Consider the following 16,736-nt stretch of genomic DNA (forward strand, 5'->3'; position numbering starts at 1 on the left):
CCCCCCCCCCCCCCCCCCCCCCCCCCCCCCCCCCCCCCCCCCCCCCCCCCCCCCCCCCCCCCCCCCCCCCCCCCCCCCCCCCCCCCCCCCCCCCCCCCCACGGGGGTGGCGTTCGTCCACCGGCGGATACCGTCGGAGCGGCGCGGCCGGGGACAAGTGGCGATTCACCGCCGTCCGCCCCGGTGCTTCTCGCGCGTCCAGAGCAGCCCGACCAGGCCGCCGATCGGCACCTCCTCGGAGCACTGCTGCAGGTAGTCCCAGTCGTCGTCCCCGAGCAGCGTCGGCCCGCAGACCTGGGCGATCACCTCGAGAGCGGCGTGCGGCTCGGTCGTGAGCAGCCAGCTCGGCCTGCTGCAGCTCAGCTCCAGAGCCGCGCACGGGCATCGGAGGCCGGGGATCGTCAGCTCGCAGTGGAAGCACGTCGCGCAGACCTCAGCGGCGTCGTACTCCTGGGGCTGGATGGCCGGGAGCCGGTTGGTGACCGCAGCCGCGGCCAGGCAGACCTCGTTGCAGAGCATGACGGCGGCGCCGCGGGCGTCGGGCAGGAACAGCATGAGGAGCTCCCGGAGGGCTCGGCCGGCGACCCGCCGGCGGGGGCGGCGCGCATGGGCGACCGCGGCCGGACCGTGCTGCACTGGCAGGGCGCTGCATTCGAGAGCCGGACAGCCCACCGCCCGGAGCCGCGTAAGGGCGACTCCGGGCGGTGGGCTTCGTCGGTGTGTCAGGCGACCGGTTCGGCGATGGCGGTGACGCGCACCGGCGGCGTGGTCAAGGACGCCGCGGGAGGGGCGCCTGCGCGGTCGAGGGGGATCATGAGCTCGCGAAGCTCCTCCCATGTCTTGCTGCGCCAGTGCGCGATCCGCGCCGACGCCGTCGTCCCGTGAGCACCGTCGCGCCCGTCGTCCCTCGTTGCACTCATGGACCTGCCCTTCCGTCGAACCCGTGTTGGGGCTAGACCGGTCCGGGCAGGTAGGTCCTGGCGCAATGAGGTCAGGCCGCGGCGGGTTCCTCTCCGTCCTGCTGGGGGTGCCAGCTCAGGAACTGCTCGATGGTGAGGACGGGGACGCCGAGCGCGGAGGCCCGGGTGGCCCGCGGCGTGGCGGTCGCCGCGGCCGAGCTGACGACGACCGCGGCCAGCGACGCCTTGACCCGGGCTCCGGGGGTGCCGCCCAGCTCGGCCAGGCGCCCCGCGAAGGCCTCCTGCTGGTGCTGGGACAGCTGCAGCGCCAGCACCCGCCGCCCGCTGAGCGGCGTGTCGCGGAGCGCCACGCCGGGCATGGTCGACCGGGCGCGGGCCGAGGGCGACGCGGGACGCGGCGCGGCCCCGGTGTCGGGCAGGGGGCAGCCGGGGCCCGGGTCGGGGTAGGCCGGGTCGACGAACGTCCATGCCTGCTGGTGCCGGGCTCCGGACGTGAGGCTGCGGCCTCCGAAGCGACCCGACCAGGGACGGGCGTAGTCGGCGGGGAACCAGACGTCACGCATGCTCTCCACGGGCGCGCGCATGCACGCCGGGCACAGCACGCCGTGCCACTGCTCCGTCTCCGGGACGTTGAGCACCACGGAGGCGAAGCCCTGGCCGCCGGCCAGCCGGATCGGGCAGTCGTCGTGCGGGCACGGCCGCAGGAGCAGCTGCTTCCTGTCCGGGTGCACGGTCGGCGCTCCGCGGTGGAAGTTCTTGTCGAAGTAGGCCACCGCACGTGCCGGCGTGACGCGCTGGTCGCCGCCGGTCGTGGTCTTGCCGTTCTCCCGCGCGGTGGCCAGCACCGAGTCCCAGCTGATGCGGACCGCCCCGAGCAGCTCGTGCATCGGCAGCCGGCCGTCGGTGGCGGACAGCAACGCGGCGGCGATCCGGCGGCCATCGGTGTGCGTGTCCCGGCACCAGGACCACTTCGGCAGCCAGGCAGGGGAACCGTAGACGCCCTCGATGTGGGTGATGAAGCCGGTGTCGATGCCGGCGAGCGCGGTGACGTCGCCGGTGACCATCGCCCACAGGATGCGCCGGACCGTCGGGATGGGGCAGTGCAGTGCGGCGGTGCGCAGGGTCAGGTCGGGGACGGCGGGCTTGAGCCAGTCGCCCAGCGACTTGTACAGCCACGAGTTCTTCTTGCCGCTGCCGTCGATGCGGGCGGCTGCGCCGATCTCGGCGAACGACTCGCCGCGGTAAAAGAATCGCCAGGTCCAGTCCTCGACGGTGGTGGCCGCGGCGGAGCCGTTGAGGTTGGAGGTGCTGTCGACCTCGCCAGACAGCGGGAGCAGCACCGTGTCGTCGCTGTCCTCAAGCTCGAGCACCATGACGCACTCCCAGACGACCCGGTCGCGGCGGCCTGTGCTGCGGACGACCTGGAAGCGCCAGTCGGTGAACAGCGTGCTGCAGGTGGTGTGCAGCCACAGCGGCCCCACGCCGGGGCACTTCTCCAGCGCGGCCACGACGAACTCCGGGGTCGCGGTCAGCAGGTCGACGAGCTCCTCGGCCGCCGCGGCGGGCGTGCTCGGCGTGCTCGTGTCGTAGTCGTCCAGCTCCCTCTGTGCCTGCCGGACGTCCTCCTCCGCGCGCGTGAGGGCGTCCTGAGCGACGGCCACCTTGTGCCGGGCCTCCGCCACCGCCGCGGGGTCGCCGCTCCGCTCCGCCCGCGCCAGCCGCCCGCGGGCCTTCTGCTGGTCGGAGGTCGCCACCACCTCCGTGCCCTGCGCGTCCACCAGGGCCTCCGCCAGACTCTCCCGCGTGGCGGCGTCGAACGCCCCCCGCTCCGCCGGCTGAACAGAGGCCGCGTGCCGCAGGACCATCGGGCTCAGCGGCGCATCCAGGCCCAGCAGGGCCTCCCGGCCGGCCGCGGCGACGCTGGTGTGCAGCACGTGCGAGGTGATCGTCGCGTCGTGCTGGGGCTTGGGGCCGTCGTCCCAGCCGACCCGGTCGCCGCGCTCGGAGGTGGTCCCGGACAGCTGGCGGCTCTGCAGGACGTACCGGTTCCGGGTGGCCAGGCGGTACTCACGGTCGCCGTCCGGCTCGTCCCAGCAGACTCCGGCCAGCGGGTGGCAGTCGCTGGTCGGGGTCCGGTCCTTTTCCGGGTACCGGCGGCGGAGCAGCTCCTCCCACTCCCCGTCGGTGATGCCCCATCCACCGTCGGGCAGCGGCATGGCCACCCGGCAGCGGTAGTAGCGCTTCTTACCCTTCGTGACGATCTTGACCTCGTCACCGAGGTCGAGCTTCAGCTCGGTCTTGATCGGCACGTCGACGGTCAGCCACCCGGTGCGCCAGGCCTCGATCCACCGCCGGTGGAACAGCGACTTGAGGGATTTCACCCGTCCGGTCAGCGGCTTCCGCCCGAGGGTGATCCCGCGCGTGAGGTCGTAGGCCCTCCGCGACGGCAGTGCCAGCACCTCCGGCATGCCGGCCACCTTCGTCCAGTCGGGCAGCTGTGTCTTGATCCCCCGGTGGTCGATGCGGTCCTTCAGCAGCGCGTCGACCAGAGCCCGCAGCAGGACGCGGGCGGCGTCGACGTCCGTGACCACGGCGAGCCGGTGCTTGTTCGTGCTGGCGAAGGTGGCTCCGGACTGCGGGTCGATCTCCAGGGTCTGCGCCGCCTGGTGGGTGAACGGCACCTGGGCGACCCAGGAGTAGTAGCCGCCGTTGGCCTGCATCACGACCTCGGCGCGGTTCATGCCGAGCACCAGGCCCTCCACCGCCGTCGCCGACATCAGCGTGCCGAAGCTGAAGTTCTGGGCCTCCCCACGCTCGCGCAGATCGACCCTGTGTGGGATGAAGGCGATGACGTAGCAGGTGGTGAACGTCTCCTTCAGCGCGGTGCCGTGCCGCTCATCGCGGACGATCCGGTCGTGCTCGCGGGCGTGTACATGCGGCCGGTAGGTCGAGTCGTACTGGCGCCCAACCTGAAAGGCCTGCCGAACGACCTCGGAGAGGACCTCGGTGGCCGCGTTTCCGCGCCGGTCGTCGTTCTCCGCCACCAGGTTGTCCGCGCGAGCCGAGGTCAGCAGGTAGACGAACAGCGTCTGTCCGACGTGCAGCAACATCCCGATGTTGCTGGATCCCACCCCACCGGGCGCGTGGCACATCATCAGCTCGAACACGGCCTCGCCCAGCTCGGCGCGCTTGGCCTTGCCCGCCGCGTCACGCCGGACCAGCTCCATCCCGTAGGACTGGGCGAGGATCACGTCTGCGTCCTGCAGCAGGTCCAGCGCTGCGAACGACGTCCTCGCGCTCGCCTCCCACTGCGTCACGTTCGAACTTGACGTCCGGATGCACCGGATGTCCTTGATCGGACGGCCGGCCGCCGCGGCCAGCTCGGCCCGACCGCGCAGCCACCGCTTCAGGTCGCGCACACCGGCGCCGGGCGTCTTGCTCCTCTTGCTCTTGCGGGACATCGGAAGCCTCCAGGGTGGGGATCAGGACGACCCGCACCGTGACGGCGACCGACTTGAGCGCAATCGGCTTCACGAACTTGAACAGGACTGGTCCGGTTGACCCTGCCGACCCTCGCAACTTCCTCAACTAGCTGCTGGGAGGCTCGCCGAGCTTGTCGACCACGGTCTCCCGGCGACCGTGCGCGCCGGCGCGCCCGCCACCAGCGGCACCCGCGCGGAGCGGTAGCGGGTCCTGCAACTTCCGCATAGCGACGGGGCGGGCCATGCGTGGAAGGGAGCCGCTGCGGTCAGGCGTGCACGTGACGAGCCACGGCAGCGAGAGCCGCGTGCCTCAGCTCGCTGAGCGGGCAGGCGCCCAGCACTTCCTCCGCCGAGTCGCAGCAGCGCTCGCCGTCGCGGTCCTCAGCCCAGGTGACCCATCCCTGATCGGAGTCCAGGTCGAGGGCGAGGATGACGCGGGTGCCGTCCGCCATCAGCTCCACGCCGAAGTAGCCACCGGCGAGGGACACCACGGTCCCACCCGTGGCCTCCGCCGCGCGATCTACCTCTCGCAGGTAGGCCGAGTAGTCCATGTTGGGGCTCCCTGTTGCCGTGTTGGTGGATGTGGGCGGCGCGACAGAGGTGCCCATCATCCTCACCGTGGCACTCCCCAGCCTCCGTCGGAGGTCACCCGCGAAGGAGCCCCGTACTCATCGCCACCGGGTCGGCGAGGCCCCTGCGCGAGCCCGCCAAGCCACGGGCCCGCGCGGCGTCAGGCGGGCGCCTCCAGCACTTCCAGGGCGCTCGCCGAGAGCCTGGCTGGGGTCGGCTGCGGGACGGCATGGACTAGCTGGAGCTGCGGGTGCTCCGTCCCCGCCTCGGTGTACGGGTCGACATCCGGCTGGAGCGTCGCCCGCATCAGCTCCAGCAGGGAGGCGGCGACGGCCTCCGCCAGTGCCGGCGGCACCGCGTTCGCGACTTGCAGCGGCTGCAGTCCGCGGGGGCCACAGAACACGTGGGCGTCGTCGAAGCCCTGGATGCGGGCCGCCTCGCGAACGGAGAGGGTTCGATGCTCCACCGGGTGCACCGGCAGGGCCCGGTGCCCGGCGACGATGGTCCGTGCCAGGTCCCGGTGCAGGCGCCTGTACGAGATGGGTCCCTTGCCCGGCTCGATCTTCGAGATCTTGTCGATCACTTCCGGCTTGTGCTTCATGGTGCTGCCGTTGAGCAGCAGGTGGCCGTCGACCAGCCGGTACTCGGCCACTTCCCCGGCCCCGAGGACAGGGAGGCCACTCAGCGCCTCGATGACGGTCTCGGTCACCAGCTTCCGGCCGCAGCGGGAGCCGGGCTGGTCCCCGCACCCCTCGGGGCAGTACCTGCCGGGGCAGTGCGAGGCCGTCGGAGCCGGGGGCGCCTCGCCCATCTCGCGCCGCTGGGCCAGGTAGAGGATCCGGCGGCGCAGCTGCGGGACGCCGAAGTCGCAGGCGCGGAGCAGGTACTCCTCGGCCTCGTAGCCGGCGTCGTCGAGCTCGCCGAGAACGGCCTGGACGAAGCCGACCACGCCGCCGACCTTCCGCATGCCGGGGACGTTCTCGATCACCACGAACCGCGGCTCCAGCGCTCGAGCGAGCCGGATGACCTCGCGGTACAGCACGTTCTTCATGTCGCCAGGGTCGCGGGCCCCCGCGGTGCTGTAGCCCTGGCACGGCGGCCCGGCAGCGATCACGGTCGGCGCCATTGCCGCAGGAGCCAGCCGGCGGATGGCGTCCACGGTCACGGTGGTGGCGTCTGCCTCGAGGACGACGGTTCCGGGGTGGTTGGCCCGGTAGGTCTGGGCAGCGTGCCGGTCCATCTCGATGGCCAGCGCGATCCGGTATCCGGCTGCCGCGAACCCGGCGCCCATCCCGCCGCCCCCGGCGAAGGCCTCGACTGCCACCGGCCGCGCATCCGGCGCGGGCTCAGCCGACCGCCCGGTGGGGCAGAAGCTGATGAGGGGGCAGTCGCCGCACTTCGGCCGCTGTGTCGTGCACACCTTCCGGCCGTGGTGCACGAGGTTGACGTGCAACTGCTGGCGCAGTCGTGGCGGCACGATCGCCTCGTAGTCCGCGTGCTTCACCTTGCCGCCGGTGTCCCGGACGATCCCGAGCCGGTCGAGGATGCGCCGCACGTGCGTGTCGACGGCGAAGGACTGCCGGTCCAGCGCGTAGTGGAGGACGCATCGAGCCGACTTCGGCCCGATGCGGGGAAGCGTCAGCAGGAAGCTCTCGGCGTCCTCATCGGACATGTCGTGCAGCCAGTCCAGGGTGATCTCGCCCGGCCGCCCGCGCCTGTCGCACTCCGCGGCGACCATCGCGAGGAGTTCCTGCAGCTGCCCAGCCCGCGCAGGGAAGCCGGCGGGGCGGACGACCTCGCGAACCTCCTCGACCGGTGCGGCCAGCAGTTCCTGCCAGGTGGGCCATCGCGCCGACAGCTCGGCGTGGACGCGCTGGTAGACCACCTCCCTGGTCTGCTGGCTCAGCAGGATGTAGACGACCTCCTGCAGCGGGTCGGCGAAGTTGCCGAGGTCGCGCTCCCGGTAGGAGACGTGCAGCAGCTCATCCACCCGGTCGATGACGGCCGCCGTCTCAGCTTCCGTGAGCGGGCGGTCATCGAGGGGCGGCAGGGTCATGTTCGGCATCGCGGCTCCATCCTCGCAGTCCGGTACGACAGGGACGTGCGTTCCTCGTCGTGACGCGAACCGTGTCGGGGGTGACCTAGCCGGCATTCACCTGCTCAGCCCCAGGGTGGCCCGCACGTCAGCGATCGTCGTGAGGGGCGCTTGAAGGCGCTCGATCTTCCCGTTGCGGTAGAAGAGGAGGTCGCCATCACCGAGGAGATCCTCCGCGCCGCCACGGTCGAGGATGGTCATGGAGTCACGGGAGCTGGGCAGCGAGAAGGCCATACGGGCGGTGAGGTTGGCCTTGATGCTGCCCGTGACCACGTCGACGCTGGGCCGCTGCGTGGCGAGAACGAGGAAGATGCCATACGCCCGCGTGAGCTGGGCGTAGCGCTGCACCATCTCGCTGAACGCCCGGCGGTCGTGACCGGCCAGGACGAGGTCGGCGAACTCGTCGACGAGGATGACCAGCTGCGGGAGGTCCTCGAGGGCACCACCGACCTCGTAGAACTCGGCCGCTGAGCTGACCCCGGCCTCCTCCAGGATGGGCTGGCGCCGCTCGAGCTCGGCGGCGAGCGTGGCGTCGAGGCTCTGCAGAGCCTCCTGGGGGTCACTGATGATCGTGCCCCCGCGGAGATGCGGGGCGCGCGTGAAGGCCGAGAAGTCCAGGCGCTTCGGGTCGATGATCACCAGTTCCAGCTGCTCGGGAGTGCGGGCACGCAGGAGTTCCACCAGGAGGCCCCGGAGGAAGACGCTCTTGCCCGAGCCGGTCGCGCCGGCCACGAGCAGGTGCGGCAGCCGTGACAGGTCTGCAATCCGCACGTCGCCGCTCGGCGCGAGGCCGGCCACGAAGGAGAGCGCGCCGGGCTTGCCCTGGTGCGTGTCCAGGGCCTGCAGCGCTACGGGCAGCGGGACCGGCTGCCGCTCGGTGCGCGGCACATCCACCGTGATGAACCCGGGCTCGTCCCCGATGCCCACCTCTCCGGAGGCGCCGACCTCGCGGCTGATGTCCCGGCTGCGGCGCTCAACGTCGGTGATCGAGAGCCTGCCGACGGCCCGCGTGCGGAACCTGATGACGCTCGGGCCGACCTGCGCCAGCGAGGGCTCGAAGGGCTCCACCGTGAGCCCGTACTTCGCGAACGCCTCGCCGAGTCGGCGGGCGTCACGGAGCAACTCGTCGGTGACGCCTTCACCTTCGGTGGCTGGGACCCCCGGAGCGGCGGACGGCTGCCCGGTCACGCTGGCTCCCCGGGGGCCGTCCCGGTCCGGGGACGTCGTGCTGCCCTTGCCGGGTTCCGGCGGTCCCGCGGCCGGGCCCGGCGCGCCACCGCCGCTCCCCGGCTCTGCCGCTGGCGGCCGCATCGACAGCCGCGCCCACCCTGGGGGCGCGCCAAGCGACTGCATCTCCAGCGCCGGTACGGCAAAGCCGCTCCGTAGCGTGACCAGGTCGATCGGTCCCTCCACCCCGTTGAGCTGGGAGAGTTGCATCGCACCCGCCTGGCCGTTCTCCACGGCGACGATGAGCCCCCGGCGGTAGGCATCCCGGCGCCAGTGACCGAACTGGAGCTCGTACTCGCCGGAGGAGATCCTCTGGAGCAGTTGCTCGGCGCCGGCAGGCAGCGCCGGGGCGGGCCCGAACGTGCCGTTCCGCGCTCGCGCGGACCGGATGAGCTCCGCCAGGTCACGGCCCCGGAGATCGGCGAGGGCACCGGGAGAGCCGAACCGCGAGCGGAGCCAGCCGATCGTGTCCTCGACCTGGTCCGCGGCATCGGAGTAGTCGGCGCCCGCTGCTGCCCAGAACTTGACCTCGATGACCGTCGCCTGGATCAGGGGAGGCTGGCCGTCCCGGGGGGTGACTGCCAGGAGGAGCAGGTCGTCGCACATGGCCCCGCGGCCCTTCCGCGAGGATAGCAGGCGCCGGGGGATCCCGGACTCGGGGAAGCCCGGAACGATCTCTTCCAGCGCGACGAGGGCGGAGAACCCGCCGCCGGAGGAGACGAGGGACTGCTCGACCTCCTGGAGGTACCGGACCGAGCAAGCAGTGCCGGCGCGCTCGAGGACCTTCTCGAGGGGCCGCTGGACGATCTGCAACGCCCAGCGTCCAGAAACGGACTCGAGCACCCGCATGAGTTCGCGTGCCTGCTCCCTGCTGGGCGAGGCGACGCCCGCCAGCGCGCGGCGGAGGGCTGCCAGGTACGGGTCGACGTGCCGCGTCCCGGTGATCCCGTCGTAGCCGAAGGTCGCCGGGTCGGCGCCCTCCTCGTACTCGAGCACCGTGCGGTGCGACTGGCCGTTCGCCAGGGCCTCGAGTCCCACGAGCCGGTCCAGGTGCACCACCCAGCCGGAGCGGTCGTACCAGCTGGCCAGGTCCGACTCGGCAGCTGTAGCCGTGACCATCCGGGTCCAGCCGGGCTCCAGGCGCTCCCCTCCCTGCCCCCCGACGAGCTCGAGGCTGCGGTACTGGATCGCCTCGAGGTCGGTGGCGTCGTGGCCCGGTGCATCGCAGAAGGTCCCGGTCGCGAAGACGTAGTCCGCATCGGGAACCAGGACCCTGCCGGGCGCCGCCGCCAGGCCGCGCGCGTAGCTAGTCGAGGCTCGCTGGTCCAGTCGCACCGGTCGGACGCCGCGACTGCCCGGGCTCCGGAAGAGAAAGGCGATGCTGCTGAACGCGGGCGGCGCCAGGTCGTCGGTGATGCTGAGGTCGGATCGGGTCCGCACGATCCGGTCAAGGTCGTTATCGGCGGCGCCTGACAGCAGCTCGTTGATGGCCTGGCGGGCGGGGCGCCCGGCGCCGGTGATGGCCGCGCGGATCCGGGGCCTCCGGTACTCCGACCGGGAGCGGTCCGGACGGTAGAAGTGCCGCAGCGCGCCGATAGCCGACTCGCCGTCCCCCGGCTCCGCGAAGGTGACGGCGAGAGTGGTCTCTGGCGTGTCGAGTGCGGGATGGACGCTGAGGAAGAAGGCGATTCGGCTCGCAATGAACGCCGCGTTGCGCTCCAGGGCCCCGGGGCTGGCGGTGGCAAGCGGCGCGTACCGCCGCCAGAGAAGAGCGGTGCCCGCCGGTTGCGCCTCGTACCAGTCCCCCTCGCTGAGCAGGAGCGGGAGGAGGAACTGCGGGGTGAACGCGGTCACGTCCGCCCGGTCGGCTCCCGCGCCCGCCTCGGCGAGCGCCTGGAACCTCCGGGCAAGTGCCGCGTGCCAGGCCACGGTCAGCGGGGACGTCGGCGCGATCAGCAGGTCAGGATTGCCTCGGACCTCGACCCGGTCGACCAGGAGCAGGTCGTCGTACTCGGTTCGTGACGTGGCTTCCCGCGGCAGGGCCTGCAGGAGGGCTCGGTACGAAGCGGTGTAGTCGGTGGCGACCTCGGAGCGAGGATCGAGCGCGTACGCGCTGCCGATCCTCAGAGCCTCCGCGAAGAACCGGGCACGCGCATCGAGGAAGGCCTCGAGCTCGCGGGACCAGCCCGGTTCCGGGCGGGGAAACGCGCGCAGCAGGGAGCAGCTGTCGCCCTCCACCGTGAACATGCACCACTCGGGATGCTCGAGGATGGCCCTCTCCACCGGCAGGAGGGCCACGCCATCGACTTGTGGCCGAACCTCAAGCTCCACCGCCCCGAAACGCGCGGAGACGGCTTCCTCCCCGGACGGCGCCGAGGGGGTGTCGGGCCACCGCGGCTGCCCGAAAGCGAGCATCGCATGGGCAAGCGTGGGCTGCTTCGGATCCCGCGCGGGCAGCTCCCCGCGACCGGAAGCCGCTCCGCCCAGCAGATCGTCGTCCGGCTGCTCACCGCCCTCACCTGACTGGTCAGGTCCCTCATCCTCGTCGGCTCCGGCCGCCCCCGGGTCCTCGTCGGAGCCGCTTCCGGAGTCCGGCGGCGCGCTCTCCTCGCCGTCCTCCTCGCCGCCGGAGCGGGAAGGAACGACGGGGACAGGGCCGACCTGGATCCCGTCGATCGTCCCGGTCACCTGGTGGACCCGGGCAACGTCCTCAGTCGCGTCGGGCTCCGCGTCGAGCACCGCGTTGCCGAGCTTTCGCCCGTCGCGGCTCCACGCCGCGAGGCGGGGCGTCTCGGCGCACGTGAAACCCCCCAGGTCCGCATCGACCTCGATGGAGTCCTCGAAGGCGACCACGTCGCCGTCCCGGAAGGCGGCTGCAATCGCGTACCGCGCCGTCGTGGCTCCTCCCTCGAGCAGTTCGAGCCAGCCGAACCGCCACTCCCCGGGAGACGGCGAGGCGACGCTGGCGGTGACCGTCGTCCCTCGCCCGGGGAGGTTCGCCGCGGGCTCCGAGCGCCACCGGAGACGTGCTTGCTCCCCGCGCTCGAGGGCTCGGGTCAGCTTGAACTGGATGGTGCCCCCCCGCGCAGGGAGCCACAGGGCGACCGAGTCACCGTTGATGAGGGCGATGGTCGCGCCGGAGACGGGGTTCACGGGATCGAGGTCCAGCTCGGTCCGAGAACCCCGGGACTGCAGGTCCTGGAGCGAAAAGCGAGCCCAGTCCAGGCCACGCACGGAGCGCGCGGCGAGCACGGCGTCGACTCCGGACTGCGACACCCGCTTGGCGGCGAGCCTGCGCGCGAGGTCCACGCCGGGAGAGCTGATCCACTGCTCGAGGTCTGCCCTCCAGGATGCCGCCTTCGCGAGACGGCGGGCTGCGGAGGCGGCCCGCAGGTCCGGGTCCGAGATGTAGGTGCGTAGCTCATGCAGTGCCGCGCCGAGCGCAGTGTCGGGGTCGTTCCCGTGAGCGCCGACCCAGTCACGCAGGCGCTCGGCCTCCCGCCAGGACGTCGAGGCAGAGGCCTGGAGCAGCGTGACGTGGTGGTCAACCACGCTGCGGACGAGCGGGGAGGGCTGGGGGCCGCCCGCGGGCGGCAGGACGGACTCCTTGCACAGCCTGTCGAAGGCCAGCGCGGGCAGTGCGGCCGCATCTTCGGTGGTCGACGCGATCGTCTCCTGTGGCTTCGCCGCCAGGATGAGGAGGATCCGGGGGCGGCTGGTCCCCTCGAGGAAGTGTGTCCGGAGGCTCGCAGCGAAGCCCCCGGTGCCGCTGTTGGGCGTCGCTCCGCGCTCCTCCACCAGGAACGGGATCACCTCGTTGCCCTCGACGCCCCCGGGCAGGACCGCGGTCAGGGTGGTCGAGGGGCGCGACGTGCCCTCCGGGTACACCTCCACCTGGCGGGTCGTGGCCCCGGCGAGCAGGGCCTCGAAGAGGGCGGCCGGGGCGAGCCCGTGGAGCCCGCGCAGCAGGAGCCTGCGGCCGGCCCACCTCGGCTCGGTCAGCTCGTTGAGGAGCGCGCCGGCGGTGGTCGCGGCGAAGGCCGAGCCCGTCCCGTCAGGAGACATGGCGGACATAGGTCGCCTCCCCAGCATCGCTGTACCGGTCGAGCAGCCCCAGCCGCTGGAGAGCGTCCGCGAGGAGCTCCTCCTCCGCCGCGTCCTGCGGGGCGAGCCCGTAGGCCTGGAGGGCGGGCAGGAAGGCGGTCTGCAACGCCATCTGCTCGACCCCTGCGCCGTCGAGGACCAGCTTCACCAGGAGGAAGAGGACCTGCTCGTCCAGCTCGAAGAACCGGACCCGGCCACGGTTCCGCTTCAGGTTGCCGCCGAAGCCGCCGACCATCGTGTTGACCACGTCCCGACCGCGTTGCTTGAGGGCACCCCCGCGCCCTCGGAACGTCCCCAGCGCAGCGGCGCGCAGGGCGTAGCCGCCGGCGCCCGGGTCGTGAGCCTCGAGCGGGCCGCCGGTGACGTGGGCAAGGCCGGCGGCCGCGGACGCGCACAGCAGCTCGGCCAGCTGCAGGGCCACCGGATCGGCCCGCAGGGCGGTGGCGCAGTCGTACGGGTCGGGCAGCTGCGGGGCTGCGGGCCCGAGGACGGCTCTCGTCACGGCGTGCAGCACGTTGGCGCTCACCATGCTCGCCGGCAGCGCGAGGAGGTGCTGCTCATCCAGGTGCCACCAGGCTCGCGCGCATGGATCGTTGCCGCTCACGGGCCGGTCCCCGCCGCTCCCGACGCGGAACCGCACAGCCTCACCGAACGCCGGCCGCGGGCCAAGATCACCGCGGTCCAGCGCGACCGCGGCTCCCTCGAGGCCCTCGCCCAGCGCGAACGCGATCCGGTAGTAGTACAGGGCGACGTGCAGGCTAAGAGCGAGCACCAGGGCGGCCACCTTGTCGTGCCTGGGCAGCTGGAGGGTCATCACGGTCCCGAGGTCCCGCCGGATCAGGTCGAGCGCGCTCTGGTCGAATGCCCCCCGGCTGAGACGCGCCCGGATCTGCGAGTCGGGACGCAGGCCGGCATCCAGCGCGAGCAGGCGTTCTGGATCGTGGACCAGCTTCCGGCCGTCCCGCGCCGCTACCGCCCGCGCGGCCCGCAGCACCTCGCGGTCGAGCGGGTTGAGCCCGTCGTCGCTCCTCATGAAGTCCAGCACGTCGGCGGCGAGGGAGAGGTCGAAGTCACCGCCGTCGAAGCACAAGAACAGCAGGAGGCTGCCGCGGAACGACTTGTAGCGGCCGGGGTAGTCGTACGCCCCGGGCAGGTCGGCGTGGAACGGGGTGAGGAACGTGGCCGGTGCCGACCTGCGGGTCGCGCGAGGGTGGAACCAGTACTGCCGCTGCATCACCGAGGCGAGTACTCGCCGGGAGGATGCGTCCGCGTGCAGCTGATCCGGTAGTGCCGAGCGGAACTCCGCGTCGGGCAGGCGGGACCCGCTCTCGACCTCGACCATGTCCTGGACGACGTTGTACAGCGTCTTCTCCCGGATGTCGCCGCGCGCCGCGCGGGAGGGGAAGGCGCTAGGCAGGTCGGCCAGGGCGTCCACGGCCGCGGCGTCGGCGGGCAGATCCAGGGTCACGGTCCGGCCGCGCACCGTGGCGGCGACGCGGTTGCCGGTCACCTCCACGATCGCGCCGCGGGCCCTGGCCATCTCCCGGATGACGGCCTGGAGATCTCCGGTCACTCGTTCACCGCCCTGGCTCGGAGGTTGACGCGGCCGGCAAGGCCCTTCTGGGACGTCACCTGGTAGCGGCGGCCGCTGGAGGGATCGGTCACGAGCATGGTCACGTCCTCGGTCTCGGCGGCGGCGCGTGCGATCGCCTCCGCCGCTCGGCGCAGCGCGAAGGTCCGCTCCGGATCACCGCTGCCGCCAGCAAGCCCGCGGCGCGCATCCGCGAGCAGCCGGTACGTCGGCAGGTCGATGCTGACGCGGATCCCGGCGTCCAGGTCGAGGGAGACGGCCAGCGGGCGGTAGCCGATGAGCGCTGTGCCCTCGGGGTTGGCCGCCGTTGGCCGGTCGAGCGCTGGGGGGGCGGTGGCGATGGCGAGGTCGAACTGCACGAAGGCCCGGCTCGGCTCTCGCGGGTCGTAGTTCTGCACCGGCAGAAACGTCCTGCCGTCGAGGGTCTCGCCGAACAGCCTCGCCAGGCCCTTGCCCAGCTCGTCGACGAGGCTGCCGAGCCGCTCCTCCATCTCGTCCACCAGCGGGATGGTGTCCTCGCCGGCAGCCTCCAGGCGTTGCCAGCGCTCGTAGACCTCGAGGGCGGCCAGGAAGGCGTCCTCCCCGGCGGCTTCCTGGCGGGTCAGCCGCCCGAGCAGCGCCGAGACGCCGAGCCTGAGCCTGGCTGCCGTGGCCCTCCAGCTCAGATCATCCGCTCCATCTCGTGCCCCTTCCGCGAGGGCAGCCTCGGCGGTGGCGAGGGCTGGCTCCTCGGACCCGTGCTCGCGCGCGGCCTCGATCAGCTCTCGCAAGGGCGCGGCATCATCGGCGGGCAGCAGGCCGGCGCCGGCGAACGCCTCGTACGCATCCGCTGTCGGCGCGCGGGCAGGATCCAGCCGGCCGATCCGGGCACCGAGGTCTTCCTGCGCGGACCCGCGGTCAGCGCGGGCGGCGAAGAGGGTCACCGGGAGGAGGCCGGTCGCGACCCAGTGCTTGTCGTCCTCGCGGTGAGCTCGCTGGCTCGCCAGGCAGGGATCGCCCTCGGTGCCGTAGTGGCTCTCGGGCAGCGCGACGCGAGACAGGAAGTCCCACAGGGCGCGGGGGGTGTCCTGGCGCCCTCGCTCGATGGCGGCACGCGCGGCGAGGTCGTCGACCAGGTCCGCGGCCAGCCCGGCGAGGAGGGCCGCGTTCGCGCGCGCCGGGCAGTACTCGATCGCCAAACACGTGCCGCAGCGCGCGTCGTTGAAGACAGTGCCGGAAGGGGCCGGCTGCAGGAGGGGCAGCATGCTCGGCAGGAGCCCGCCTGGACCGGAGGTCGGGCGGTCGTCGAGGTTCAGCACGCGAACGTCGAGGGGGACGGCGCCGTCCGGAACGCTAGGCGCTCCCGGGAGCCCGAGGCTCGAGAAGAGCTGGCTGATCAGCGCATCGAAGCCGTATCCGCGCTCCCTCCAGAGCGCTGCTAGCTGCACGATCATGCCGATGTTCGCCGCCACCAGGATGGGCTGGTCCGGGCGTAGATCGTTCCCGTCCGCCAGGGGCGCCAGCCGTTCGGCGAGCGTGGCGGCCTGGTCACGGCTCGGCCCGTCGGAGTGCGTCGCGTCCTCGACGATGTCGAAGAAGAGGCCCGGGTTCTCGCGCTGCTGGTACTCGGCGGCGCCGCTCTTGCCACCGCCGGCGGAGCCCGTGACGAAGATGGCATGAGGCAGCGGATCAGCCCTCGCCAGCAAGGTGATCGCCTCGTCGAGCGCGCTGCGGACGTAGGCCGCGGCCTGGGCGCCCGTCTGCGCGCCGACCGCGACGACCGCGTCTCGAGCGTCAGCGCGAAGGTTGCGGAGAGCCTGCAAAGGGCTGGGGAGTTCTGGGTTGAAGTCCACGTCGCTGCTGCCGGTCATCGCGCCATCACCGGCAGTGCCGCGAGGGCGCCCTCGTCCGCCAGTCGGGTCGCCGCAAAGGTCGCGGGCGCGTCGAAGTCGGATGCGATCTCCTCGATCACGGCCGCGATGTCCTCACCTTCGGTCAGCGGGCCGAGCGGGCTCTCGCGCAGCCTGGCCCTGAGCAGCGCGGGGGGGAGCAGGATGAGCATGGCGAGCCGCGTGGCCTCCCGCTCCACCTCGAGCGCCGTGGAGCGGGGGTCGCACGCAGGCGGCACGCCGTCCTCCTTGGCAAGCATGGCGTGCCCGATCCCGTGCGCGAGCCACGCCCGCTGGGTGACTCGCTCGTTCGGGTTGGCCTGTGGCGGGACGCGGTAGTTCCCGCTCGCGTCGAAGCCGGGCAGGCCCGGCCCCTCGGCGGCCTGGAGCTCCACGGTCGCCGCCAGGTGCCAGACGTCGACCGGCCTGCCGACGAGCTCGGAGCCGAGCGGCTCCAGCAGGCGGGCGAGATGAACCCGCCGCAGCGCCGCGGTCGCCTCCGGGCTGATCCGCCCGCCCCGGATGACTCCGCGCAGGTGACTGCCGATCAGGTCCTGCATGCCGTCCCGTGACAGCCCGCCCGCGACCTGCATGACGGTCCCCTGTGGCAGATCCAGGCGCCGCGCGAGCTCGAGCAGGCTCTCCAGCGGGGCGCTCCGCTCGCCGCTCTCGATGCGTGAAAGAGAGCTGTAGCTGATCCCGGTGCCCTCCGCGGCGGCCCTGAGTGATAGGCCCCGAGCGACACGCGCCTCGCGCAGCAGCGCCCCGAGCGAGGGCGCGGCATGCGCAGCTGTCCGTGTTGGCATGGCGCACAGCATGATCACCGGACCGCGCCGGGTCAAGACGGGGTGTGTTGCTTGTTGCGCAACGGCAACACCCG

8 protein-coding genes are annotated in these 16,736 nt (G+C 72.5%); all 8 read right to left on the bottom strand.

Annotated elements, in window-relative coordinates; translation table 11 throughout:
- Positions 1 to 164 precede the first annotated feature (164 nt).
- The 8 genes from ACI783_RS17660 to ACI783_RS17695 all read right to left on the bottom strand — a co-directional run bounded on the left by ACI783_RS17660 (position 165) and on the right by ACI783_RS17695 (position 16,698).
- The gene (locus ACI783_RS17660) at positions 165 to 554 is read right to left on the bottom strand and encodes a hypothetical protein (protein ID WP_457141656.1); all 390 of its coding nucleotides are present in this window, start codon (positions 552 to 554) and stop codon (positions 165 to 167) included.
- A gap of 436 nt (positions 555 to 990) precedes the next feature.
- Positions 991 to 4,380, bottom strand: a complete 3,390-nt coding sequence (locus ACI783_RS17665; RefSeq protein WP_457141657.1) for a hypothetical protein — start codon at positions 4,378 to 4,380, stop codon at positions 991 to 993.
- Between the two features lie 287 nt (positions 4,381 to 4,667).
- Positions 4,668 to 4,952: a hypothetical protein gene (locus ACI783_RS17670; protein WP_457141658.1), complete on the bottom strand. Its 285-nt coding sequence runs from the start codon at positions 4,950 to 4,952 to the stop codon at positions 4,668 to 4,670.
- A 179-nt stretch (positions 4,953 to 5,131) separates the two neighbouring features.
- Entirely contained in the window at positions 5,132 to 7,036 is a 1,905-nt protein-coding gene (dcm, locus tag ACI783_RS17675) for a DNA (cytosine-5-)-methyltransferase (RefSeq protein ID WP_457141659.1), read from the bottom strand.
- Positions 7,037 to 7,123: 87 nt separating this feature from the next.
- A complete protein-coding gene (locus ACI783_RS17680) occupies positions 7,124 to 12,367 on the bottom strand; it encodes an FtsK/SpoIIIE domain-containing protein (RefSeq protein WP_457141660.1) in 5,244 nt (1,747 codons plus the stop codon).
- Positions 12,348 to 13,970, bottom strand: a complete 1,623-nt coding sequence (locus tag ACI783_RS17685) for a hypothetical protein (RefSeq protein WP_457141661.1) — start codon at positions 13,968 to 13,970, stop codon at positions 12,348 to 12,350. Before ACI783_RS17685 ends, ACI783_RS17680 begins: the two co-directional genes overlap by 20 nt.
- Positions 13,967 to 15,838: a hypothetical protein gene (locus ACI783_RS17690; RefSeq protein WP_457141662.1), complete on the bottom strand. Its 1,872-nt coding sequence runs from the start codon at positions 15,836 to 15,838 to the stop codon at positions 13,967 to 13,969. Before ACI783_RS17690 ends, ACI783_RS17685 begins: the two co-directional genes overlap by 4 nt.
- Positions 15,835 to 16,698 carry a helix-turn-helix domain-containing protein gene (locus ACI783_RS17695; RefSeq protein WP_457141663.1) on the bottom strand — a complete coding sequence of 288 codons (864 nt, stop codon included), beginning with the start codon at positions 16,696 to 16,698 and terminating at the stop codon, positions 15,835 to 15,837. Before ACI783_RS17695 ends, ACI783_RS17690 begins: the two co-directional genes overlap by 4 nt.
- Positions 16,699 to 16,736 lie beyond the last annotated feature (38 nt).

It is taken from the genome of Modestobacter sp. SYSU DS0511 (assembly GCF_054050755.1).

What these genes read in the sequence shown, in the direction of transcription:
- ACI783_RS17660 (WP_457141656.1), bottom strand. Translation starts at nt 554, where the DNA reads ATGCTGTTCCTGCCCGACGCCCGCGGCGCCGCCGTCATGCTCTGCAAC.
- ACI783_RS17665 (WP_457141657.1), bottom strand. Translation starts at nt 4,380, where the DNA reads ATGTCCCGCAAGAGCAAGAGGAGCAAGACGCCCGGCGCCGGTGTGCGC.
- ACI783_RS17670 (WP_457141658.1), bottom strand. Translation starts at nt 4,952, where the DNA reads ATGGACTACTCGGCCTACCTGCGAGAGGTAGATCGCGCGGCGGAGGCC.
- dcm (WP_457141659.1), bottom strand. Translation starts at nt 7,036, where the DNA reads ATGCCGAACATGACCCTGCCGCCCCTCGATGACCGCCCGCTCACGGAA.
- ACI783_RS17680 (WP_457141660.1), bottom strand. Translation starts at nt 12,367, where the DNA reads ATGTCCGCCATGTCTCCTGACGGGACGGGCTCGGCCTTCGCCGCGACC.
- ACI783_RS17690 (WP_457141662.1), bottom strand. Translation starts at nt 15,838, where the DNA reads ATGACCGGCAGCAGCGACGTGGACTTCAACCCAGAACTCCCCAGCCCT.